General features: G+C 62.5%; 17 protein-coding genes, 1 tRNA gene and 1 other RNA gene. 8 read left to right on the top strand and 11 right to left on the bottom strand.

Annotated features, from left to right (window positions below; translation table 11 throughout):
* Positions 1 to 16 precede the first annotated feature (16 nt).
* The 11 genes from selB to KJB29_RS02080 all read right to left on the bottom strand — a co-directional run bounded on the left by selB (position 17) and on the right by KJB29_RS02080 (position 14224).
* Complete coding sequence (selB, locus tag KJB29_RS02130) at positions 17 to 1927, bottom strand: selenocysteine-specific translation elongation factor (RefSeq protein ID WP_215733156.1); 1911 nt, start codon at positions 1925 to 1927, stop codon at positions 17 to 19.
* Positions 1924 to 3732 (bottom strand): ABC transporter ATP-binding protein, encoded by a 1809-nt coding sequence (locus KJB29_RS02125; protein WP_215733155.1) that lies wholly within the window; start codon positions 3730 to 3732, stop codon positions 1924 to 1926. Before KJB29_RS02125 ends, selB begins: the two co-directional genes overlap by 4 nt.
* Positions 3733 to 3874: 142 nt before the next feature.
* Positions 3875 to 4462, bottom strand: coding sequence for a GTP-binding protein (locus KJB29_RS02120; RefSeq protein ID WP_215733154.1), 588 nt, complete (start codon positions 4460 to 4462; stop codon positions 3875 to 3877).
* A gap of 19 nt (positions 4463 to 4481) precedes the next feature.
* A complete protein-coding gene (locus KJB29_RS02115; RefSeq protein WP_004514225.1) occupies positions 4482 to 4973 on the bottom strand; it encodes a roadblock/LC7 domain-containing protein in 492 nt (163 codons plus the stop codon).
* Between the two features lie 274 nt (positions 4974 to 5247).
* Positions 5248 to 8835, bottom strand: a complete 3588-nt coding sequence (nifJ, locus tag KJB29_RS02110; protein ID WP_215733153.1) for a pyruvate:ferredoxin (flavodoxin) oxidoreductase — start codon at positions 8833 to 8835, stop codon at positions 5248 to 5250.
* A 205-nt stretch (positions 8836 to 9040) separates the two neighbouring features.
* The gene (gene recR / locus KJB29_RS02105) at positions 9041 to 9634 is read right to left on the bottom strand and encodes a recombination mediator RecR (protein WP_004514227.1); all 594 of its coding nucleotides are present in this window, start codon (positions 9632 to 9634) and stop codon (positions 9041 to 9043) included.
* A gap of 276 nt (positions 9635 to 9910) precedes the next feature.
* Positions 9911 to 10225 carry a YbaB/EbfC family nucleoid-associated protein gene (locus KJB29_RS02100; RefSeq protein ID WP_004514228.1) on the bottom strand — a complete coding sequence of 105 codons (315 nt, stop codon included), beginning with the start codon at positions 10223 to 10225 and terminating at the stop codon, positions 9911 to 9913.
* A 70-nt stretch (positions 10226 to 10295) separates the two neighbouring features.
* Positions 10296 to 12044 carry a DNA polymerase III subunit gamma/tau gene (dnaX, locus tag KJB29_RS02095; protein ID WP_004514229.1) on the bottom strand — a complete coding sequence of 583 codons (1749 nt, stop codon included), beginning with the start codon at positions 12042 to 12044 and terminating at the stop codon, positions 10296 to 10298.
* Positions 12045 to 12127: 83 nt separating this feature from the next.
* Positions 12128 to 12226: signal recognition particle sRNA small type (gene ffs, locus KJB29_RS02090), an RNA gene on the bottom strand.
* A 96-nt stretch (positions 12227 to 12322) separates the two neighbouring features.
* Positions 12323 to 12410, bottom strand: a tRNA-Ser gene (locus KJB29_RS02085).
* 89 nt (positions 12411 to 12499) lie between these two features.
* Positions 12500 to 14224 (bottom strand): ABC transporter ATP-binding protein, encoded by a 1725-nt coding sequence (locus KJB29_RS02080; RefSeq protein ID WP_215733375.1) that lies wholly within the window; start codon positions 14222 to 14224, stop codon positions 12500 to 12502.
* A 461-nt stretch (positions 14225 to 14685) separates the two neighbouring features.
* Here KJB29_RS02080 and KJB29_RS02075 point away from each other — a divergent pair, with 461 nt between their 5' ends.
* The 8 genes from KJB29_RS02075 to KJB29_RS02040 all read left to right on the top strand — a co-directional run bounded on the left by KJB29_RS02075 (position 14686) and on the right by KJB29_RS02040 (position 24466).
* The gene (locus tag KJB29_RS02075) at positions 14686 to 15270 is read left to right on the top strand and encodes a 4Fe-4S dicluster domain-containing protein (protein ID WP_215733152.1); all 585 of its coding nucleotides are present in this window, start codon (positions 14686 to 14688) and stop codon (positions 15268 to 15270) included.
* Positions 15267 to 16157: a CoB--CoM heterodisulfide reductase iron-sulfur subunit B family protein gene (locus tag KJB29_RS02070; protein WP_215733151.1), complete on the top strand. Its 891-nt coding sequence runs from the start codon at positions 15267 to 15269 to the stop codon at positions 16155 to 16157. The genes KJB29_RS02075 and KJB29_RS02070 overlap by 4 nt, the downstream gene beginning before the upstream one ends.
* A 186-nt stretch (positions 16158 to 16343) precedes the next feature.
* The gene (locus tag KJB29_RS02065; protein WP_215733150.1) at positions 16344 to 18341 is read left to right on the top strand and encodes a CoB--CoM heterodisulfide reductase iron-sulfur subunit A family protein; all 1998 of its coding nucleotides are present in this window, start codon (positions 16344 to 16346) and stop codon (positions 18339 to 18341) included.
* 71 nt (positions 18342 to 18412) lie between these two features.
* Positions 18413 to 18919, top strand: coding sequence for a hydrogenase iron-sulfur subunit (locus tag KJB29_RS02060; RefSeq protein ID WP_215733149.1), 507 nt, complete (start codon positions 18413 to 18415; stop codon positions 18917 to 18919).
* A 1-nt stretch (position 18920) separates the two neighbouring features.
* Positions 18921 to 19838 carry a 4Fe-4S dicluster domain-containing protein gene (locus KJB29_RS02055; protein WP_215733148.1) on the top strand — a complete coding sequence of 306 codons (918 nt, stop codon included), beginning with the start codon at positions 18921 to 18923 and terminating at the stop codon, positions 19836 to 19838.
* Positions 19839 to 19910: 72 nt separating this feature from the next.
* Positions 19911 to 20921, top strand: coding sequence for a 4Fe-4S dicluster domain-containing protein (locus KJB29_RS02050; RefSeq protein WP_215733147.1), 1011 nt, complete (start codon positions 19911 to 19913; stop codon positions 20919 to 20921).
* A 102-nt stretch (positions 20922 to 21023) separates the two neighbouring features.
* Positions 21024 to 21869, top strand: coding sequence for an FAD/NAD(P)-binding protein (locus tag KJB29_RS02045; protein WP_215733146.1), 846 nt, complete (start codon positions 21024 to 21026; stop codon positions 21867 to 21869).
* Positions 21870 to 22069: 200 nt separating this feature from the next.
* Positions 22070 to 24466 (top strand): sensor histidine kinase, encoded by a 2397-nt coding sequence (locus KJB29_RS02040; protein WP_215733145.1) that lies wholly within the window; start codon positions 22070 to 22072, stop codon positions 24464 to 24466.

The following is a 24466-nucleotide window of genomic DNA, read 5'->3' as shown; positions in this document are numbered from 1 at the left end:
TCCAGCGTGCAAACCTCTACCCCTTACGCAGAATCCGCTTGTCGCCAACCCGGATGGTGATTTTCTCCTGATCGAAAAACTCAAGGAGAGGGATCATGAATTTACGGGAGAGGCCGGTAAGCTCCCGAAACTCCGGTGGGGTGATCTCCCCCTTCTCCCGAAGGCGGGCGACGAGTTTCTCCCGGATCTCTCCGACAGGGCCGGGGGGGTAGAACACGTCGCTCTTGAGCTTCACGGCCCGCCCCTGCCGGGCAAGGATGTTCAGGTGCTCCAGAAGCTCCTTCTCGCCGCAGCGGAGCTGGTCGCACAGTTCCTTCACGGTGGGAGGCTCAAAGCCCCCCCGCAGAAGAGCTGCCTCGATCCGCCCCTGGAGGCCGGACTGGTCCACGGTCGGCTCCCCCTTGCGGCCGGGGAGCTTCACCAGTTCCCGCTCCACCACCACCTTCCCCTCCTTTTCGAGGGAAGTCAGCAGTGGCGTGAAGAAACGGGGATCACTCCGCTTCGGAAGGCGGGTCTTCAACTCCTCCTTGCCGATCCCCTCTTTCAGCGAGTTATCCCGCAGATACCCTTCCACCTCCCCCAGAAGATGGGACTTGAGGGAGCCGAACGCGTCCCGGGAGAGGAGGATCCGGGGTTCTCGGACCACCTGCACCACCTCGCCGGCCGACAGGAGCGAGGCCAGGGCAGCCTCGGCCCTGCGGGGAGAGAGGCCGCTGCGGAGCGATATTTCCTCGAAGGCAACACCGGAGAGGAGACTTCCGGCCACCAGGAGTCTGACGGTGTCCGCCTCGGCGTGCTCCCCCAAGGCATGAAGAAGCGCCAGCGCCTCATCGGAGCGCCGCCGGCGACGGGGGGGCATCGGGTCCAGAACCCGGCCACCGCCCACGGTGACCTGGGGGGAGTAGGAGCGGAGCACGAAGGGGTCGCCGGGGAGAAGGAGCACCGGATGCTTCAGGCGAAGCTGGACAAAGGCGGATTCCCCCGGCGCCAGGACGTCCCGGTCCAGGAGGATCACCTGGGCCGGCACCTCGTAGGTGGCTGAATGGAGCCGGAGCGTGGCCCGGTGCCGAAGCTCCTTGGGGGCCGTTGGTAGGAGGTCGAGGCGGACATCCACGGCACGGGTGGTCCGAAAAACACCCCGGGGCACCACGATGTCCCCCCGCACCACTTCCGTGTGCTCGACCCCCTGGAGGTTCACCGCCACCCGCTGCCCGGCGCCGGCCGCATCTCCCTTCCGGCCGTGGGTCTGCACGCCCCGCACCCGAGCCTCCCTGCCCGTGGGGAGCAGCTCCACCTCGTCCCCCACCCGGATCTCGCCGGCCAGGAGCGTTCCGGTCACCACCGTGCCGAAGCCGGTGACGGTGAAAACCCGGTCCACAGGGAGGCGGAACGGGCCTTCGCTCCGCTTTTCCTCCACCTGGGCGGCAAGGCGGGCCAGTTCCCCCTTGAGATCATCGATCCCCGCGCCGGTCCGGGACGAGACCGGCACCACCGGCGCCTCCTCCAAGAAGCTCCCTGCCAGGTACTCCCGCACCTCTTCGGCCACGAGACCAAGCCACTCGGGGTCCACCATGTCGCTCTTGGTGAGGGCCACGAGCCCCTTCTTCACCCCCAGGAGCTGACAGATCTCCAGGTGCTCCCGGGTCTGGGGCATGACCCCCTCGTCGGCGGCGATGACGAGCATCACGAGATCCATCCCCCCTACACCGGCAACCATGGTCCGGACGAAACGCTCGTGCCCCGGCACGTCCACGATGCCGAACCGGAGACCGCCCGGCAGTTCAAGGTGGGCGAAGCCGAGCTCGATGGTGATCCCGCGCTTCTTCTCCTCGGGGAGGCGGTCGGTGTCAATGCCGGTGAGTGCCCGGACGAGGGAGGTCTTGCCGTGGTCGATATGGCCGGCGGTGCCGAGGATGAGATGTTTCATCGTGTGTCCTGTTCCCTGAACTGAAGCTGGTAAAGCCGCGCGTAGACTCCTCCGGCGGCCAGGAGTTCCCGGTGGGTCCCCTCCTCCACCTTTTCACCCCGGCGGATGACGACGATCCGGTCGGCATCCTGAACCGTGGAGAGGCGGTGGGCCACCACCAGAGACGTCCTCCCGGCCATGAGCGCCCGGAGCCCCTCCTGGATGAGCCGCTCAGACTCGCTGTCGACGCTGGAGGTGGCCTCGTCGAGGACAAGGATCTCCGGGTCGAAAGCCACGGCACGGGCAAAGGAGATGAGCTGCCGCTCGCCGGCGGAGAGGTTCACCCCCCGCTCCCGCACCTCCTCGTCGTACTTATTGGGAAGCGCCTCGATGAACCGGGCGGCCCCCACAAGCCGTGCCGCCTCCTCCATCCTGGCAGCGGCCCCCTCGTCTCCCAGGGAGATATTGAACCCGATGGTGCCGGTGAAAAGATACGGTTCCTGGAGGACCACGCCGATCCGGCGCCGGAGGTCGGGAAGGGGCAGCTCCCGGATGTCGGTGCCGTCAAAGCTGATGCTCCCCCTGCTCACGTCGTAGAAGCGGGAGAGGAGCCGGGTCACCGTCGTCTTGCCGCCGCCCGTCTCCCCCACGAGAGCCACCTTCTCCCCCCGCCGGATGGCGAGGTCAATCCCCCGGAGGACGTACTCCTCGCCTTTGTAAGCGAACCAGACATCCTTGAAGACGATGGTGTTGACTGCCCCCTCATCCCCGGCCCCCCTCCTGGAGGGAGAGGGTGGCCGAAGGCCGGGTGAGGGGTATCCATCCTTCTCGGTGTCCAGCAGGTTGAAAATCCGCTCCAGGGCCGCCATGGCTCCCTGCATGATGGAGTACTTGGCCGAAAGATCCCGGATGGGGCCGAAAAATTTTTCGGTGTACTGGATGAAGGCCACCAGCGCCCCGAAGGTAAGGGCGCCGCTGACGATCTCCCCCCCGCCGTACCAGATGATGAGCCCCACGGCGATGGAGGAGAGGGTCTCCACCAGGGCATAGAGGGAGGCGTCCCAGGTGATGACCGGGAGGTTGGCGTCCCGGTAAGCGGCGTTGAGCCGCGAAAACTCCCGCCGCTCGGTTTCTTGCCGGTTGAAGAGCTGAACCACCGCCATGCCGCCGATGGTCTCGGCCAGAAAGGTGTTGAGGTTCGCCAGCCGGGCACGTACCTCCCGGAAGGCCTTGCGCATCCTGACCCGAAACGTAAAGGCGACCCAGATGAGCACCGGCAGGACCGCGAAGGTGACCAGGGAGAGCTTCAGGTTCATCCAGAGCATCACCCCGACGATCCCGGTCAGGAAGAGGATGTCCCCCACCACCGTAATGATCCCTGCGGCGAACATCTCGCCGAGGACTTCCACGTCGCTGGTGAGCCTCGTCACGAGGCTCCCGGTGGGAGTCCGGTCGAAAAAGGCGACCGGAAGCCGCTGGACGTGGCTGAAGAGCTCCATGCGGAGATCGAACATCACCCTCTGCCCCAGGTACTGGAGGAGCCAGACCTCAAAGAACGTCAGGAGCGACTCGGCAAGGATCAGGGCGAGAAATCCGGCCGCAACCAGCGGCAGACCCTCCATCCGGCCGGTGATAATGTGCTCATCGATGGCCACCTTCATGATCCACGGCTGGGCCAGCCGGGCCGCCGCCGAGAGGGGAAGGAGGCAGAGGGCTGCCACGGCGAGCCACCGGTAGGGAAGCACGTAGCGGACAAACCGCGCCATGAGCCTCCCGTCATAGGCCTTGCCAACTATCTCGTCTTCGTAGGCACCACCGAAATGCATCGTCCCCCGCCTGAAAGCCCGTCCTTCGGCTTCTAACCGTCGGTGGCCGCCATTCTACGTCATTTTACCGGCAGGCAAAACAAAAAAGGCCCATGGCATTGCCATGGGCCGCAAACGTGGGATCGATTCACGCGCTGAGGCTTCAGCGCCCTTTCTTGAGGTCAATGAGGATCAGCTTGGCGACCGCCTTCAGGGTCTCGAAAACCCCTTCGCCGGTGGAGGCGCAGGCCTCGAACTCGGGAACCCCCGTGGGGTTCAGTTCTCGCCGGAGCTCTTCCACGGACAGGACTTCCGGCAGATCCCGCTTGTTGTACTGAATTACGTAGGGAAGCTTGTCCAGATCGTACCCCTGTTCCTTGAGGTTGAAACGGAGGTTGTCCAGTGACTCGATATTGGCGTCCATCCGCTCCTCCTGGGAATCGGCCACGAAAACCACGCCGTCCACCCCCTTGAGGATCAGCTTGCGGGAGGCATCGTAGAAAACCTGGCCGGGGACGGTGTAGAGGTGGAACCGGGTCTTGAAGCCGCGGATCTCGCCCAGGGCCAGGGGGAGGAAATCGAAAAAGAGAGTCCGCTCCGTCTCCGTGGCGAGACTGATCATCTTCCCCTTCGCCTCGGGAGCGGTCTTCTGGTAGACATGCTGGAGGTTGGTGGTCTTGCCGCAGAGGCCCGGCCCGTAGTAGACAATCTTGCAGTTTATCTCGCGCGATGCGTAGTTGATGAAGGACATCCGCCGTACCCCCGGGCCGTCAGTTGAAGAGATTGTCGATGTCGTCGTCGGTGATCTCGGCGAAGGGGAACTCCTGGATACCGCTCCGCTCCTTCTCCTCGGCCTTTTTCATGAGCCGGTCGAAGATGGCGGTCAACTCCTCGGAGGCCTTCTTGACCCGGAGCCTGACCAGCCCCAGGGAGGAGCGGGTGTCGAAGAGGACCACGAGAATCACCCGCCCGCCAACGATGGAGATATGGAGGTTGTCCTTTTCCCCCTCGTGGAACAGGATGGAAAATTCCTTCTCGCCGATCAGCTTGGCAAGACCGCCGGTGGCGGCGATGTTTCCCGCGGTGAGCGATGCCAGCGACGTGGTGTCGAACCGCTCGGTCTCGCCGCAGCCGGCGATGAGCTGGCCGTTTTTGTCGACCAGGAAGATCACCTTGGCGTTGGCCTCCCGGAGCAGCTTCTCGATCGCAAGATTGATCAGCCTGAACTCCTCGTCGTACATCACCATCTGAGGATCTGCCATGTATGCACCCCTTCACCGGGCTGAAAATTTGCACCGATACGGATGGGTTATAACAAAAATTTGACACTCGTTCAAGGAGAGAAAACAGCGTCAGTGCGGAACCTGCCGTCACAGCCGCCGCTAGTCCTTCCGCAACTAGCCGACATTTCTGCAAAATCAAGGCCAGCGTATCAATGCCACCGGATGACACTTTCAGTATTCGTCCCTGGCACTTCGTGCAACAAAAAACCCCGGCAAGATCCTTGCCGGGGTTTTTTGTTGGTACGGGCAGACGTTACTTCTCGCAGGTCTCTTCGAAGTTGAGGGCCGCCAGCTTCTGGTAGTAGCCGAAGTGGGCCTTGGACCAGGCAGCCGCCTTCCGCATCAGCTCCTCGTACCCCTTCGGGTTGTTCTTTCTGAGGACGCGGTAGCGGTTCTCGCTGTTCACGTACTCTTCGAAGGCGATGGTCGGGGCTTTGCTGTCCAGCTGTAGCGGGTTCTTGCACTCGGCAGCAAGCGCCGGGTTGTAACGGTACAGCGGCCAGTAACCGGAGTTAACCGCCCGCTTCTGGCAATCCACGGCCTTGGTCATGTCGATGCCGTGGGCAATGCAGTGGGCATAAGCGATGATGAGGGACGGACCGTCATAGGCTTCCGCCTCCAGCATGGCCTTGATGCACTGGGCCGGATTGGCCAGCGACACGGCCGCCACATACACCGAGCCGTAGGACATGGCCATCATGCCGAGGTCCTTCTTGGAAACCGCCTTGCCGCCGGCGGCAAACTGGGCGACAGCCCCCAGCGGGGTCGACTTGGAGGCCTGGCCGCCGGTGTTGGAGTAAACCTCGGTGTCGAGAACCAGCAGGTTGATGTTCTTGCCGCTGGCGATGACGTGGTCGAGGCCGCCGTAGCCGATGTCGTAGGCCCAGCCGTCGCCACCGATGCACCAGATCGACTTCTTGACCAGGTAGTCGGCCACGGTGAGGAGACGCTTGGCCTCCGCCTCGGGGCAGCCGGCCAGGGCTTTCTTCAGCTCCGCCACCCGACCGCGCTGGGCCTCGATGCCGGCCTGGGTCGACTGGTCGGCACCCTTGATCTCGTTCATGAGGGGTACCGCGCTTGTGCAGGAAGAGCAGGAGCAGGAGGAGGAAAGCTTGTCGATCAGCTCAAGGGCCATGGCGTTGAACTTGTCCACGGCCAACCGCATGCCGTAGCCGAACTCGGCGTTGTCCTCGAACAGGGAGTTTGACCAGGCCGGACCAAGACCGTCGGCCCGCTTGGCATAGGGGGTGGTCGGGAGGTTGCCGCCGTAGATGGAGGAGCAGCCGGTGGCGTTGGCGATAAGGGTCCGATCGCCGAAGAGCTGGGTCAGAAGCTTCAGGTACGGGGTCTCGCCGCAGCCGGCGCAGGCGCCGGAGAACTCGAACAGCGGGCGGACCAACTGGGAGCCGCGGACGGTATCCAGCTTGGCCACGGTCGGATCAACATCGGGAATGGTGAGGAAGAAATCCCAGTTCGCCACTTCCTGTGCTCTGAGCGGGGCCTGGAAGGCCATGTTGATGGCCTTGTGGTTCGGGTCTTCCTTGCTCTTGGCAGGGCAGTTGTGGACGCAGGCGCCGCAGCCGGTGCAGTCTTCCGGAGCCACCTGGACGGTCAGCTTCTGCCCCTTGAACTCGGGGACCTTGCAGTCCACCGACTTGAAGGTGGCCGGAGCGCCGGCAAGGGCCGAGGCATCATAGGCCTTCATCCGGATGGTGGCGTGGGGGCAGACGAAGGAGCAGATGCCGCACTGGATGCAAAGCTGCTCGTCCCATACCGGGATATCCACGGCAATGTTACGCTTCTCGAACTGGGCGGTCGCCGTCGGGAAAGTGCCGTCGGCCGGCATCTTGGAAACCGGAAGGTCGTCGCCGAGGCCGGCGATCATGGGAGCGGTGGTCTCCTGAACGAACTGGGGCGCCTTGGGGCTGACGACCGGCGGCTTCGTGATGGTGCTGGTGGCCTTCTCAGGCACCGTCACCTCGTAGAAGTTGTTGAGGCCGGCGTCCACCGCCTTGTTGTTCATGGCGACAACGGCTTCGCCCGCCTTGCCGTAGGACTTCTTGATGGCGTCCTTGATCTCGGCAACGGCCTGATCCAGCGGGATGATGTTGGAGATCTTGAAGAACGCGGTCTGCATGATGACGTTGATCCGGGGTCCGAGGCCGATCTCGTTGCCGAGCCGCACGCCGTCGATCACGTAGAACTTGAGCTTCTTGTCGATGATCTGCTGCTGCACGTCGGTGGGGAGCTTGTCCCAGATCTCGTTATGGTCGAAGGGGGCATTCAGGAGGAACGTGGCCCCCTGCTTGGCCTTGGCCAGCATGTCGTACTTCTCCACGAAGGCGAAGTTGTGGCAGGCCACGAAGTCGGCCTCCTGCACCAGATACGGCGCCCGGATATACTTCTTGCCGAAGCGCAGGTGCGACGTGGTCATGGAGCCGGCCTTCTTGGAGTCGTAGACGAAGTAGGCCTGGGCGTTGTTGTCGGTCATCTCGCCGATGATCTTGATGGAGTTCTTGTTGGCGCCCACGGTGCCGTCGGAGCCGAGGCCGAAGAACATGGCCTGGTAGGCCCCTTCCATCGGGTTGAAGAAGGCCGGATCGCAGGGGAGGCTGCTGTTGGTCACGTCCTCGGTGATACCGACCACGAAGTTCCTCTTCGGCTTGTCGGTGGCGAGGCTATCGAACACCGCCTTGGCCTGGGCCGGGGTGAACTCCTTGGATCCGAGGCCGTAGCGGCCGCCGACGATAACCGGGTAGCCGTCGAACTGGCACTTGCCGTCGGCCATGGCCTCGCCGATGGCAGTGCGGACATCCATGTAGAGGGGCTCGCCCAGGGCGCCGGGCTCCTTGGTCCGGTCGAGGACGGCGATCTTCTTTACGGTCTTCGGCAGAGCGGCGATGAAGGCGTCGATGGGGAACGGCCGGTAGAGGTGGACTTTCACCACGCCGATTTTCTCACCCTTGGCGGAGAGGTTCTCAACCGTCTCCTGCGCCGTGTCGGCGCCGGAGCCCATGATCACGATGACGCGGTCGGCGTCGGGGGCGCCCACGTAGTCCACCAGCTTGTACTGGCGGCCCGTGATCTTGGCGAACTTGTTCATCTCCTCTTCGACGATCTCGATGCACTTCGGGTAGTAGGAGTTTACCGTCTCGCGCCCCTGGAAGTAAACGTCGGGGTTCTGGGCGGTGCCGCGCATGAAGGGGTGATCCGGGGAGAGTCCGCGGGCCTTGTGGGCGGCGATCAGCTCGTCGTCCAGCATGGCGCGCATGTCGTCGAAGGTCAGCTCTTCCACCTTCAAGACCTCGTGGGAGGTACGGAATCCGTCGAAGAAGTGGAGGAACGGCACCCGGGCGCGGAGCGTGGCGGCCTGGGAGATCAGGGCGAAGTCCATGACCTCCTGGGCGTTGTTGGAGCAGAGCATGGCCCAGCCGGTGGAGCGGCAGGACATGACGTCGGAGTGGTCGCCGAAGATGGAGAGAGCCTGGGCAGCGATGGCGCGGGCCGAGACGTGGAAGACCGTGGAGGTCAGCTCGCCGGCGATCTTGAACATGTTCGGGATCATCAGGAGCAGGCCCTGGCTGGCGGTGAAGGTGGTGGTCAGCGCCCCTGCCTGGAGCGCGCCGTGGACGGCACCGGAGGCGCCCCCCTCGGACTGCATCTCGACGACCGACGGAATGGTCCCCCAGATGTTCTTCTCACCCATGGCGCTCTTCATGTCCGAGATCTCTCCCATGACCGAAGACGGGGTGATGGGGTAGATGGCAATCACCTCGTTTGTGGCGTGGGCCACGTGGGCGGCCGCTGTGTTGCCGTCGATGGTAACCATGTTGCGACTCATGCTCTCCTCCTCTGTGATAAATACGAAACAGCGTTAAACTGTCGTCGTTCCTGAGTTGAGGCTCATGCAAAACTATTGCGTGGCCGGTTTGCGTTGTTGCCGTTCACTCGAAAGCTCAACGTACCGAGGGGTACGCCTCACTTCCTCGTTCTCTTGCGCCAGCATCCCGGCCTCCCAATCACGTTTTGCACGTGCCTCATTTGTCCTACAATTCGCTCCGTCCCTCAAGGGCCCGCTGCACCGTGGCCGCGTCCACATACTCCAGATCGCTCCCCAGGGGGATGCCGTGGGCAAGCCGCGTGACCCTGATGCCAAGGGGCTTGATCTGCCGCGCAAGATAGAGGGCCGTCGTTTCCCCCTCAACGGAGAAGTTGGTGGCAATGACCACCTCCCGCACCGTACCCTCTTCGAGCCGCCGCATCAGTTCGGCGATCCGGAGCCGGTCGGGAGTGACCCCGTTCAACGGCGACAGGGCCCCCTGAAGGACGTGGTAACGTCCCCGGAAGGCCCGGGTCCTCTCCACCGCCAGGAGGTCCTGGGGTTCCTCGACAACACAAAGGGACGTCTCGTCGCGGTCGCTGCTGCAGAGCCGGCAGGGATCTTCCTCGGTGATGCCGAAGCAGACGGAACAAAATTTCACCCGGCTCAGCACCTCGCCGAGGCTCTCAGCAAGGGCTGCGGTATTCTCCGGGTATTTAAGCAGGTGAAACGCGAGCCGCAACGCGGTTTTCTCACCAACACCCGGCAATTTCTGCAGCTCCGCAAGGAGCCGCGCAAACGAGTTTGAGGACTGTAGCATAGTTCCCGCCAAAGATAAAACAATTTTTTATTAAAACGAAAATAAAACTTTTTACTTACGGTAAAGTTTCACCGCTTTTTGCGATTTGCACTAAAGATTTTTTAGTTATAGTAAAAATTACTACTTTAATGCTGCACCAGGGAACCCGCCACCACCCCCAAAATCAAGCAGAGTTTTCATTTTCGCGTCAGATACAAAGAAGGGGCGACAGCCTTCCAGCTACCGCCCCAAAACCGGCTGCAACCGGGACAATGCCCGGACAGACCCATGCCAGACTCAGAAAAGGCCGGGAATATTGAGGCCGCCCGTAATCTTGCCCATCTCCTCGGAAAACTTGGACTGAACCTTTTTGAGGGCCTCATTCACAGCGGCAACGATGAGATCCTGGAGCATTTCCACATCGTTGGGGTCAACCGCTTCCGGCTTGATTGTCAGGGAAACGAGCTGGTTCTTGCCGGTCACCACGGCAGTCACCGCACCGCCCCCTGCCGTCGCCTCGGCGGTCTGCTGCGCCGCCTCTTCCTGCAGTTTCGCCATCTTCTGCTGCATCATCTGGGCCTGCTTCATGATACCTGCCAAACCTTTGGACATCTGTTCCTCCGTGGTTTCGTGAGATGAGATTTACTCTTGATTAAAGAGTTTTGTTGAAATTAAAACATTGTTAGCGGGACTCTTTCCGCTCCAGGGGCTCAACCTCCGCAAGGGTGCCGCCGAAGACATCGAGCGCGTCGGCAACCGCGGGATGAGAGGTGGCGGCCTGCTTCAGGACGGTCTGTTGCTGTTCCTTCTCAACCCTTTTTTTTTCCAGAAGATTGGGAGGAGCTTCCGCCGCGTCAGGAGCAAGGGGACGCATGACGAGAACGGGTTCGGCCAAGAAGAACTGGCGAGCCAGCTCCTTCAAGGCAGCCTGGGAGTCGCTGTCCCTGAGGCTGGCCAGGGCGAAGGCGCCTTCCGGGAAACCGATTTCCAGCCGGTCTGCCGAGACAACAAGCGGACTCCCCTGTTCGAGCATCGAACCGAGTCGCGGCTTGGCACCCTTGACAAGAGCGACGAAATCAGCCCAGGAATCGCCGGTCCGGCGAGGCTCCGAAACGGGCTTCGCCTCCTCGCGGCGCGGCGCGGGAGCAGAGGGTGCAGCCTGCCGCTCGGCCGGCCGTGGTGGTGGAGTGGCGGCGGTGCGTTCAGGTGCCCTGGCCGGAGTGGGAGAACCGGCAGGCGCCGGGGGCGTTGCACGCCACTGGGCACGAGCGTCGGCAACGCCGCCCCCGCTCCCTTCTTCAATCTTGTTCAGACGCTCCAAGAGCTGATCCACCGGCACCGCCGGTGCCAGAGTCGCCATTTTGACCAGGGCCATCTCCAGCACGAGCCGGGGGAAGGATGTGTGGCCGAGTTCCCCGTCAGCCCGCAACAGCACCGTCAAGTGCCGCTGGAGGTCATCAAGCGGAACGCTCTCCGCCTGCTGCCGCAGGGTCGCCAGTTCCGCCTCGGAAAGGTCAAGGAGGTCGGTGCCATCCCCCACCGCCTTGAGGATCAGGAGGTTGCGAAGGTGGTCGATGAGCTCTCCGCAGAATTGTCGCATATTGTAGCCGAACTCGTCCACCCGCGCCACGATGTCGAGGACCGTGCGGGTATCCCGGCCAAAGACCGCCGCCGTGGCATCGAGAAGAAGCCGTCGGTCCACCACCCCCAGGAGGCTCACCACCTCCTCGTCCCGCACCTGGTCGCCACAGAAAGCGAGGACCTGGTCGAGCACCGACAGGGAGTCGCGCATGCTCCCGTCCCCCTTGCGAGCCACCATGGTGAGAGACGCGTCACTGATGGCGATCCCCTCCTGGTCCACGATGTGGCGCAGACGCCCCACCACCTTGCCGAGCGGTATCCGCCGGAAGTCGAACCGCTGACAGCGGGAGAGAATGGTGATCGGCACCTTGTGGGGCTCGGTGGTGGCGAAGATGAACTTGACGTGGGGAGGGGGCTCTTCCAGGGTCTTCAGCAGAGCGTTGAAGGCATTCGTGGAGAGCATGTGGACTTCGTCGATGATGAAGATCTTGTAGCGGAGCCGGGACGGGAGGTACTTGACGTTTTCCCGCAGCTCCCGGATGTCGTCGACGCCGGTGTTGGAGGCGCCGTCGATCTCGAGGACGTCCACGGCGGTGCCGGCGGTGATCTCCGTACAGGCGGGACAGACATTGCACGGCTCGGGGCTCATCCCCTGCTCGCAGGTCAGGGCCTTGGCCAGAATACGGGCGGACGAGGTCTTCCCCACCCCACGGGCGCCGGTGAAAAGGAACGCATGGGCGATGCGGCCGGAATCGATGGCGTTCTGAAGGGTCTGGCTGACATGCTCCTGGCCGGTCAGGTCGCTGAAGGTCTGGGGGCGCCACTTTCGTGCGAGAACGAGATAGGACAAGGGATCAACACCTCACGACGCGGTCGGATGCTTGCGTGCTCGGAAAGGGGGGAGGGTGTAACGGGGGCGTTGCGGGCACAACTGATAGCTGGGCTTCCCCGCGGCACACGGTGTCAGTTACTGCCGTTGCTTCCTTCCGGACCTGGCGGGGTTCATAACCTACCGTTGCGCGGGACCCAGCTATCAGCTCTGCCCGCAAAAGACGCTCGGCCCGGAACGGAGTCCGGGCCTCGGTGCTATTATCACACAAGCCACGGTGGACTTGTCGATTTCCATTATGGCGGAGAGAGAGGGATTCGAACCCTCGGTACCTTGCAGTACACACGATTTCCAGTCGTGCTCCTTCGACCTCTCGGACATCTCTCCGGAACCATGGACTATAGTATAAGCCCCCCGGTTTGTAAAGCCACTTTTTTCTCCCGCTTTTCTCACTGCAGAAGAGCATACCGGACAACTCAGAGGCTCGCAAGCTCCCGGCGGATCTGCTGCTCACGCCACATGGCGCAGTAGAGCCCGTCACGGGCCACCAGGTCGTCATGACTCCCCTGCTCGGCGATGACGCCATCCTTCAGCACGATGATCCGGTCGCACTCCCGCACGGCCGAGAGGCGGTGGGAGACAACGATGACGGTCCGGTCGCCCCAATAACCCGAAAGCCCCTCGAGTATCGCCTCTTCGGTCTGGGCGTCCACGGCCGACAGGGGGTCGTCGAGGATCAGAATTGCCGGATTCTTGAGAAGTGCCCGGGCAATAGCGGCGCGCTGTTTCTGGCCACCGGAAAGGGTCACCCCCCGCTCCCCCACCAGAGTATCGTAGCCGTCGGCGAAACGGAGCACATCCCCTTCCAGACTGGCAAGGCGCACCACCGCCGCGATCTCCTCCACGGTCGCCCCCTCCCTGCCGTAGGCGATGTTTTCGCGGATGGTGCGGGAAAAGAGAAAGCTCTCCTGGGGAACGAACCCGATGGCGCTCCGGAGCTGGGCCAACGGGATCCTGTTTATGTCGACCCCGTCCAGGAATATCTGGCCATCCGTAACCGGATAGAGTCGGGCCAGCAGGCGAACCAGAGTCGATTTACCGCTCCCCACGGCCCCGACGATGCCCAGGCGGGAACCGGCGGGAATAGTGAGTGAAATTCCGTCGAGAATCTGCGACAACGCCTCCCCCATGCCGTTGTATGAGAATCTCACCCCCCGTAGCGTGATCTCACCCCGAGGAGGACCGGCATCGGCCGGCTCCGCCGGTTCCGTGACGATGGGAATGGCGTCGAGCACCTCGTTAAGGCGGGCCATGGACGCGCCCCCCCGCTGGACCAGGTTGAGAATCCAGCCAAAAACGATCGTGGGCCAGACCAGCATGGCCAGATAGCCGTTGAAGGCTACGAAATCCCCCAGAGTCATGACGCCGTCAATGACCCGCTGCCCTCCAAGGAAGAGGACAACGAGGGTGCCGAAGGCCGAGGCGGCCGCCATGATGGGCAGCAGGATCCCCCGCAGCCGCGCCATGGTCATATTGCGGGCCAGGTAGCGACGGCCGGTTTCCTCGAAGGCGGCCACCGTCGCCTCTTCGCGGCAGTAGGAGCGCACCACCACGGCTGCGGCGATGCTCTCTTCCGCCTGACTGGTGAGGCGTGCCAGTTCCTCCTGGGCCCGCCTGGAATGATGGAACATCCGGCGGGTAATCCCCTTGGCGGCGACAATCATGAGAGGGAAGGGGATGACGGCCCAGAGGGTGAGGGAGGGGTTGATGCTCGCCATGAGAACTATGGCGGAAACATAGACCAGGGCGGTATTGATGACGTTCAGGATGCCGAAGCCGAGGAGCATCCGGACGTTGGTCAGGTCGTTGGCGAAGCGGGACATGAGGTCGCCGGTCCGCTCCCCGGCAAAATAGGGCATGTCGAGGGTGAGGAGCTTTCCAAAGAGGTCTTCGCGGATGGCATACTCGATTCGCCGGGCAGCATGGAGGAGCGTCGTGCGGGAAAAGATCCGGATCACGCCGTGGAGAAGGGCCGCGACCATGATAACCCCACCGTACCAGGCGGCGGAACGGGAGGCAGGGCCCGGATTCCGGAGGCTTTCCACCGCCAGCTTCAGGAGCCACGGGATCAGGAGAGAAAAGGCGTTGGTCCCGAGCAGGCAGATGGCGCCAAGGACATACGTCCCGCGACGTTCCCGCATGTAACCGTAGAGTCGTCTGAGTTCGCCGATGGGTCGCCTCCCTGGGGAATGGTTGCTCCGGACCTTGTAATCCATTTCCGGCTCGTTGTCAAAATCAGGTCCAGCACTCATCCCTTCATGCCAACAGTTCCAGTTTTGAAACCGACTGGCGGCAACGGGCCGATTGAACAACGCATATTTCAGCAATAGTGCGCACCCACAAAGTCACACACCGTTTTACTTTGGCATTGACAAGGCGTTGTACCCTGTGGTACCACAATTTAATAAAACTAAAAACTACCCCCATACAACCCCGTCAAACAACGACTAATAGAATATTTGTTTTAGTAAAAGTAAAACCGTCATTTGCTTTTTCATAAATTACGCGACGGAGCACTAATTCCTCCCCCTTCCCCATGTCGCTCCGCACTTCGATTTCCGCCCCCCTTTCTTCCTTCGGCCACCCCAGCCCAGGAGGTCGTATGAAGCACTCCACAATGCGTCTCTCCACCGAGACGATGAATCTTGACTTCGTGAAGAAGGTCGAAGCCCTGTCGGGCAGTTCCGTGCGGCGCTGTTTCCAGTGCGGCAAGTGCTCGGCGGGGTGTCCCATGCGCAGCTTCATGGAGCATCCCCCCAACCGGATCGTGCGATTCCTGCAACTGGGGCAGTACGAGCGGGTCCTGGCCGGCCGGAGCATCTGGTACTGCGCCTCGTGCGAGACCTGCACCACCCGCTGCCCCAACAAGGTGGACCTTGCAGCCATCATGGATGCCCTGCGCAAATGCTCCTGGGACGCCAAGGGTCCGTCCAAGGAATCCTACGTGCAGCTGGCGAACCGGCTCTTCATCGACAACATCCGCACCTACGGCCGACAGTACGAGATGCGGCTCGCCGCGGTCTTCAACGTGAAGAGCGGCCAATTTTTGAAGGATCTCATGCTCGGCCCCAAACTCATCACCAAGGGAAAACTCAAAGTGTTCCACCAGAAGAACAAGAACCAGCCCGAGATCGAGCAGATCTTCAAGCGGATCGAGGAGCTGCGCAAAAAGGGGGAGGCACCGTGACCCCTGCAAAGAAACTCCTTTCTTACTCCTACTACCCGGGCTGCTCGCTGCACGCCTCGGCCAAGGAATACGACGAATCGACCCGCGGGCTGTTCAAGGCCCTCGGGATCGGCCTGCAGGAAGTCCCCGACTGGCTCTGCTGCGGGGCCACGCCGGCCCACAACGTGGACGAGTTGCTGTCGCTCTCCCTGTGCGCCAAGAACCTCTCCCTGGCCGAAGGTGTTGAGGGGGACCTGGCCGTGGCCTGCGCCGCCTGTTTCTCGCGCCTGAAGGTCACCCAGCACCACCTGGCCGACAACGAGACCAAGCGCAAGCAGGTGGAGTACGCCATCGACGGGACCGTGAACCTGGCAAAGCCGGTCAAGCACCTGCTGGAGATCCTGGCGAAGGACTTTGGTCTCGACCGGCTCACAGAGGCAGTACAGAAACCCCTTTCCGGCTTGAAAGTCGCCTGCTACTACGGCTGCCTCCTGACCCGCCCCCCCGAGGTGCCGCAACTGGACTGCGTCGAGGCCCCCACCATCATGGAGCGGGTCATCGGCGCCGTGGGGGCCGAGACCGTGGGTTGGAGCCACCGGATGGAGTGCTGCGGCGCCAACTTCACCCTGTCGCGCCCCGGCGTGGTCCTCAAGCTCTCCGGCAGCATCCTCGATTCCGCCAAAGCCGCCGGCGCCGACTGCCTCATGGTCGCCTGCCCCTTGTGCCACGGCAACCTGGACATCAGGCAGAAAGAGATCGAGGAGGCCACAGGGCAGCGCTTTGGCATGCCGGTCTTCTACATGACCCAGCTCCTGGCCCTGGCTGTAGGGGTCGCGCCGGGAAAACTCGGCTTTGACAGCATGATCGTGAACCCGCTGCCGCTGTTGCGGGAAAAGCAACTTCTGTAATAACACTGAGCAACGGAGCAACAGAGAAAAACCGAACTGCTTCGATCCAAGAGAGAAAGACGCGAAGACGACGAAGCTGCGGTTTTAAGGACATTGTCCCTTGCCGGATTTTGTAGTTTTGCTTTTCTCAGTTGCTCCGTTGCTCCGTGTTATTCAAAAAGGTTTTGTTATTTCAAGAGGTATTCAATGTCCCGAATCGGCGTATTCGTCTGCCATTGCGGCGAGAACATATCAAGGACCGTTGACGTGGAACGGGTAGCTGCCGAGGCCGCGCGGCTTCCCGGCGTTGCCTATGCCACCGACTACAAGTACATGTGCTCCGACCCGGGTCAGAACCTCCTGAAAAACGCCGTGGCCGAGCACCGGCTCGACGGGATCGTCGTGGCGGCCTGCAGTCCCCGGATGCACGAGAAAACCTTCCGCAATGCCGCGAAGAGTGCGGGACTGAACCCCTTCCTCTGCGAGATGGCCAACATCCGCGAGCACTGCTCCTGGGTCCACGAGGACAGAGACGAAGCCACCGCCAAGGCCGCCGATATCGTCGCCATGATGGTCGCCCGGGTAAAGAAGGACAAGAAGCTCGTCCCGATCACCGTGCCGGTCACCAAGCGCTCCCTTGTGATCGGCGGCGGCATCGCCGGCATCCAGGCGGCCCTGGATATCGCCGACGCCGGCCACCAGGTGGTGCTCGTGGAGCGGGAGCCCTCCATCGGCGGGCACATGGCGCAACTCTCCGAGACCTTCCCGACCCTCGACTGCTCCCAGTGCATCATGACCCCCAAGATGGTCGATGTCGCCAATCACCCCAACATCACGCTTCACACCTACAGCGAGATCGAGGCGGTTGACGGCTACATCGGCAACTTCCAGATCACGGTCCGCAAGAAGGCCAGAAGCATCATCGAGGAAAAGTGCACCGGCTGCGGCGTCTGCTCCGCCAAGTGCCCCCAGAAGAAGATCCCCAACGCCTTCGACAAGAACCTCGGCACCCGCCCTGCCATCTACGTCCCGTTCCCCCAGGCGGTCCCCAACACCCCGGTCATCGACCGGGCGAACTGCACCTGGTTCAAGACGGGAAAATGCGGCGTCTGCCAGAAGGTCTGCGGCCCCGGCGCCATCGACTACGAACAAGAGGACCAGCTGATCGTCGAGCCCGTTGGTGCCATCGTGGTCGCCACCGGCTTCGAGCTCTACTCCATTACCGAGAAGCCCAAGGGCTCCCCCATCAAGGGATACGGCGAATTCGGCCACGGCACCATCCCCGATGTCATCGACGGCCTCACCTTCGAGCGGCTGGCCTCGGCCTCCGGCCCCACCGGGGGAAAGATCCTGCGCCCCTCCGATGGCAAAGAGCCCAAGCAGGTGGTCTTTGTCCAGTGCGTCGGAAGCCGGGCCCGGGAGAAGGGAATCTCCTACTGCTCCAAGATCTGCTGCATGTACACCGCCAAGCACACCATGCTCTACAAGCACAAGGTGCACGACGGCCAGGCCTACGTCTTCTTCATGGACGCCCGGACCCCGGGGAAGAGCTACGACGAGTTCTGGCGCCGGGCGGTTGAGGAAGAGGAAGCGGTCTACATCCGGGGAATGGTCTCCCGGCTCTATCAGAAGGGTGACAAGGTGGTGGTCATGGGGAGCGATATCTCCGTGGGGGTCCAGGTGGAGATCGAGGCGGACCTCGTGGTCCTCGCCACCGCGGTCCAGCCGAGACAAGGGGCCGACACCCTGGCCCAGAAGCTCGGCATCTCCTACGACAACTACCACTTCTACTCCGAGGCCCACGCGAAGCTCAAACCCGTCGAATGCGCCACCGCCGGGATCTACCTGGCCGGGGCCTGCCAGGGGCCGAAAGACATCCCCGACACCGTGAGCCAGGCGAGCGCCGCCGCGGCCAAGGTCATGACCCTCTTTGCCCGGGACGAGCTGGAGCGGGAGCCCATCGTGGCCAAGGTGAACGAGAAGAACTGCGTCGCCTGCCTCTACTGCAAGAAGGTCTGCCCCTACGGCGCCGTGGAGGAGAAGGAGATTCGCGATCGCCAGGGGAACCTGATTCGCGTCGTGGCCTACGTGAACCCCGGGGTCTGCGGCGGCTGCGGCACCTGCCAGGCGAGCTGCCCGTCCAAATCGGTGGAATTGGATGGCTACACCGACGAACAGATCATGGCCATGATCGAGGCGCTGTAGGATCAAAAACTTTTTGCCACAGAGAGGTCACAGAGCAACCGTGTTCTCTGTGGCTAGAGAAGGTTTTAAAAATGCATGTAAAACCAAACCACGCATTCGAACCGAAGATAGTCGCTTTTGTCTGCACCTGGTGCACCTACGCCGGGGCGGACCTGGCGGGGACCGCGCGCCTGCAGTACCCGGCCAACAGCCGGGTGGTGAAGTTCCCCTGCACCGGGCGGATCGACCCGGTCTTTATCCTGCGGGCCTTCCAGAAGGGGGCCGATGGCGTCTTGGTCTCCGGCTGCCATCCCGGCGACTGCCACTACATGGCGGGAAACTTCCACGCCCGCAGACGTTTTGCCGCCTTCCGGGCACTGCTGGACTTCATCGGGGTGGACCTGAACCGCTTGCAGTTCTCCTGGGTCTCCGCCGCCGAGGGGGGCAAATGGGTCGAGGTGGCCACGGAGCTTACCGAACGGGTCCGGGCCATGGGACCGATGCGGGAGTTCAAGGAGCTGGAGGCGCAGGAGCAGTGGTCCGGGGCCATCGACACCCCGGAACTGAAGGAAGCGTACGAGGCGGTGGGGAACATCTGACATGAACACTACGGCTCAACAACTCGATACCACCGCCATCGCCCCTGCGGTCTACACGACCATTACCGACGCAATCCGCGGGGAAGCTCAGAAAGTCCTGGAAAGCGGCGCCGTGGCCGCCGTGGTGGGGTGGCAGGCGGGGCGAAGGCAAGGCACCGCCATGCCGGCCATCGTCACCAACCCGGCAGATGCGGACAAGCTCATCTTTTCCCCGGCCTGCGTCAACAACCTGGCCCTCTACCTCTCCAAAGCCAAGAAGGAGATCCGGGCCAGGGGACGGATCGCCATCGTGGTCAAGGGGTGTGATCTCAAAGCCCTCGTCGGTCTCATGGGGGAGAACCAGCTGAAACGGGAGGATATCCACATCATCGGCGTGGTCTGCCCCGGGGTGCGAGGGACAGGCGACCCCCTCGCGAAGAAGTGCCGGGAGTGCACGGTGCACACCCCGGAAGGGGCCGATGTCACCGTGGGGACGCTCCCCGAGTTACCGCACTTCACGCCGGCCGAGAGCGAGGAACTGGCCCGGCTTGAAGCCATGACCCCGGCGGAGCGCTGGAGCTTCTGGAAAGAGCACTTCGCCCGCTGCATCCGCTGCTACGCCTGCCGCCAGATCTGCCCCTTCTGCTACTGCGAACAGTGCCTCTGCGACCGCAACCGCCCCCAGGCGGTGGAGACCACCCCCAGGCCGGCCGGCAACATGGCCTGGCACATCGTGCGGGCCATGCACCTGGCCGGCCGCTGCGCCGGGTGTGCCGAGTGCGAGCGGGTCTGCCCCATGGACATCCCCTTGAATCTCCTCAACCGCAAGATGGCCAGGGAGTTGAAAGAGCTCTACGGCCACGAGGCGGGGTTCGAGGTGAGGGAGAAGGGTCCCCTGGCGGAGTACCGGGAAAACGACGACCAGAGTTTTATAAAATAGGCTGAAGGTAGAAGGCTGAAGGTTTTGATTTCCCTTCGGCCTTCAGGCTTCAGCCTGAAAAAGAGATTTTCTATGCCCAAAACCATCACCGAACAGAATCTCCTGCGCCTCATCGACACCCTGGTGAACGAAGGAAAGCGGGTCATCGGCCCGAAGGCCGCCGGCACCATGACCCTCTACGAGCCCCTCGCAAACGGCGAGGAGCTGAACCTGGGGGAGCTTCCCCGCCGCTCCGCCAAGGAGGCCTTCTTTCCCCTGTGCGAGACCATTCTCACCTACGAGCGGGACAGGGAAGGGGTGCGGGTGAGCGACGTGGACCCCGGCGCCATCCCCGAGACGGTGCTCCTCGGCGCCCGCCCCTGCGACGTGGCCGCCGCGCCGATTCTGGACAGCGTCTTTTCCTGGGATTACCAGGATGAGTTTTACCTCTCGCGCCGGGGAAAGACCACCATCATCGGCCTGGCCTGCGCGAGGGCCGACGACGCCTGCTTCTGCACCGCCGTGGGGCTTTCCCCCAATGACACCAAGGGGAGCGACCTCTTTCTCACCCCCCTCACCGGCGGGGGCTACCGCTGCGACGTCATCACCGACAAGGGGATGGCGCTTCTTACCGCCCATGGTGGCCTCTTTGCCGAGGGTGACGGCACCCCCGCACCCCTGGCCGAGCCGGCATTGGGGAAGCTCGACCTGGAGAAGATCAAACAGTGGCTCGACAACCACTTCGAAGACCCGCTCTGGGAGGAAATCGCCGAGCGCTGCGCCGGCTGCGGCGCCTGCGCGTTCCTGTGCCCCGCCTGCCACTGCTTCGACATCAACGATGAGGGGGGCGAGAAGAAGGGGGCGCGGAGAAAATCGTGGGATGCCTGCGGCTTCGGCAAGTTCACCAACCACGCCTCGGGCCACAACCCCCGGGATGTGCAGCCCCAGCGCTACCGCAACCGGATCATGCACAAGTTCACGTACTACGTGGACAAGTTCGACCAACGCCTCTGCACCGGCTGCGGCAGGTGCATCCGCGCCTGCCCCGTGGGAATCGATGTCGCGGCGGTTTTAGAAGAAATCAATTCAAAAAGCGTGGAATAACACAGAGCAACGGAGCAACAGAGAAAATCTCTTTTGATGGGTTAAGAACTCAGATTTATTCTCAGTTGCTCTGTTGCTCTGTGTTTCAGAAAAGGTTTTGCCATGTGCGATCACAGCAAAAACATCTACCTCCCCCAGCTCGCCACGATCAGCGAGATCGTCGACGAGACCGCCGACATCCGCACCTTCCGGCTTGAGTTCCAGGACGAGACGGTGCGGGAGAACTTCACCTTCCGGGCCGGCCAGTTCGCCGAGTACTCGGCCTTCGGGGCCGGGGAAGCCACTTTCTGCATCGCCTCGGCGCCGACGCGCAAAGGGTACATCGAGTGCTGCTTCCGGGCCGTGGGGCGGGTCACCGAGGCGCTTCGGCAACTGGAGGTGGGCGACGCCATCGGCGTGCGGGGCCCCTACGGGAACTCCTTTCCCATCGAGGAGTTCTTTGGCAGGAACCTGGTCTTTGTGGCGGGAGGGATCGCGCTCCCGCCCCTGCGGACCCTCATCGGGCAGTGCCTGGACTGGCGGGAGAAGTTCGGCGACATTACGATTGTCTACGGTGCCCGCACCGAGGGGGATCTCGTCTACAAGCGGGAGCTCACGGAGTGGGAGGAGCGGAGCGACGTGCGGCTCGTGAAGACCGTGGACCCCGGCGGCAATTCCCCCGACTGGGACGGCAAGGTCGGCTTTGTCCCCACGATCCTGGAAGAGGCGGCTCCCGCGGCGGACAACACCATCGCCCTCGTCTGCGGTCCCCCCATCATGATCAAGTTCACGCTTCCGGTGCTGGAGAAGCTCGGCTTCAGTGACAACGCCATCTACACCACCCTGGAGAACCGGATGAAGTGCGGCCTCGGCAAGTGCGGCCGCTGCAACGTGGGGAACGTCTATGTCTGCAAGGACGGCCCGGTCTTCACCGCTGCCCAGGTCAAGGCCATGCCCCAGGAGTTCTGAGGGGCATGGCCCTCCAGCCTCACTCAATTCGCCGCCGGTTCTGAAAGCCCGCTGTCCCCGGCGGCATCCTCTCTCCTCAGCCCGGGGCGACACCACCCAAAAACAGCCTGTTTTTCGGTTCTTTTCTTGCCTATTACCACCGCTACAGTTTACAATCGTTCCTGCATTCCAGAGAATTTCCCACCGCTAACGGGACGACCATGGCACCGAGGAATCTAACCGTTTCAACCCGAATCACCATCGCCTCGGGCATCATCTTCGGCACCCTCGGATTTGCCGCCAACTGGCTGAACCCGTCCCTCTTTTTTGGTGTCAATATCTTCTTTGGTTCTTTCTTCGTCATGCTCGCCCTGTTCCGCTACGGGACGGGGGCCGGCGTCCTGGCGGCAGCCCTGGCCGCAAGCTACGCTCTGATTTTCTGGCACAGTCCCTTGGGGGTGCTGGTCTGGGTGGGCGAGGCCCTGGTCGTGGGGCGGATGCTGCGGCGGTCCCGCAATATCGCGTTTCTCGACACCCTTTACTGGTTCTGCCTCGGCATGCCCTTTTACCTGCTTTACCATGTGGCAAGCCAGACCGACCTGCCTCTGGCCGTCCTGCTGACACTCAAGCATGGGGTCAACGGCATCTTTAACGCCTTGGCCGCCGCCTTGCTCCTTCATCTGGCAAACCTCTCGCAGCCCTTCAGGCGCCCTGGCGAACAGCCAACCCACTTCCACCACCTCCTCGCGACATCCATGGTGGCTGCCATCCTCATTCCGGGTATCTGTTACGTCGTTCTCGAAATCCGACGGGACATATCCCAGGAAGAGCAGCGGATCCACCAGCGGTTGCAGACCACCACGAACCTTACCCGCCAGATGATCGAGACCTGGCTTGCCGACAAGACCCACGATGTTCAGACCCTGGCGTCCCAGGTTGGAGACCCCCAGACTACCCCCGCCGCCATCATCCAGAATACGGCCAATCTGACGAAGTTGCTTTCACCCCATTTTGTGAAGATGTCAGTGCAGAACAGCAGGGCCATCTCCGTGGCCTTCGTTCCGGCGGTGGATGAGCAGGGGCGCTCCAATGTGGGGAGAGATTACTCCACCATGCCCTACCACCGGATCGTACGGGAAACCCTGCGTCCGGCGGTCTCCGACATCGACTACGGGACCGTGTCGAAGGTGCCCCGGCTGGCCCTCTTCGCCCCCATTGTCATAGATGGCGAATTCCGCGGTTACTGTACCGGCACCGTCGAGATCGCGCGCATGACGGAACAGCTACGCATCATCGCCGGCAACCGCGTCATGGACATCACCCTTCTGGACCGGAAACGGCAGGTTATCGCCAGCACCGACTCAGCCAGAAAGATGATGGAGCGCTTCGACCCCGGCATGGGGAAGGAACGACGCCGGCTGTCGGATGGACTTTACCAGTTCATTCCCCTCACACCGAGGGGCAACAACCTTCAGCGCTGGCAACAGGCATCTTTTGGCATGGATTCTCCCCTCAATGCTGACGTGCCGTGGTCCATTGTCATCACGACGCCGATGAAACCTTTTCTGGAGGGGCTCGAGAACAACGCCAGCCGGGGTTTTGCCCTTCTCCTCGCCCTCATCCTCTTCTCCATTGCCACCGCACACGTGGCCAGCGCAGCGTTCACCCGCCCCATCGCCCACCTGGAGCAGATATCCGCCACCCTTCCCGCGGACGTGATACGGCACCAGGAGATTGACTGGCCCCACAGCGGCATTCGGGAGGTGGCGGGGCTCATCGGCAACGTCCGGCAGATGGCGGCCACGCTCCAGGGTTACGTCCATGAACTCCAGACCATCAACGAATCACTGGAACAGAGGGTGGTCGAGCGTACCGAGGATATCCGCCGCCTCAACGAGGAGCTGGAGGAGCGGGTCAATGAACGGACGGCGCAGCTGAAATCTGCCCTCCTCCACATGGAGTCCTTCTCCTACTCCATCTCCCACGACCTGCGGGCGCCCCTGAGGGCAGTGAACGGCTACGCCACCATCCTGCTGGAGGATTTCGCACCGCACCTCCCGGCCGAGGCCCAACGGTATCTCGGCCAGATCGCCGGCAACGGCATCAGGATGGCCGCCCTCATCGACGACCTCCTGACCTTCTCGCGCCTCAGCCGCCACCCCCTGAAGAGGGAGAACGTGGATCCTGCCGCCGTGGTCCGCGACGTTCTGGAAGAGTTGGAAGGGGAACGGGCGGGACGCACGGTGCAGGTTACGGTGGGAGACCTTCCCCCCTGCCAGGCGGACCCCTCCCTCATCCGGCAGGTCTTCGCGAATCTTCTCTCCAATGCCTTCAAATACAGCCGCAAACGGGAGGATACCCGGATAGAGGTGGGGAGTTTCAAAAAGGACGGGGCAACGGTCTACTTTGTGCGGGACAACGGGGACGGCTTCGACATGGCGTACGCCGACAAGCTCTTCGGTGTCTTCCAGCGTCTCCACCGCAGTGAGGATTTCGAGGGGACCGGCGTGGGGCTCGCCATCGTCCACAACATCGTCACCCGCCACGGGGGAACGGTCTGGGCCGAAAGCGCGGCTGGCAAGGGGGCAACCTTCTTCTTTACCCTTGCCGAGGGGTAA

Source organism: Geobacter grbiciae (genome assembly GCF_018531165.1).
Classification (GTDB): domain Bacteria; phylum Desulfobacterota; class Desulfuromonadia; order Geobacterales; family Geobacteraceae; genus Geobacter; species Geobacter metallireducens.
The sequence above is the reverse complement of the archived record's forward strand: the minus strand, read 5'-3'. Positions and strand labels throughout refer to the sequence as shown.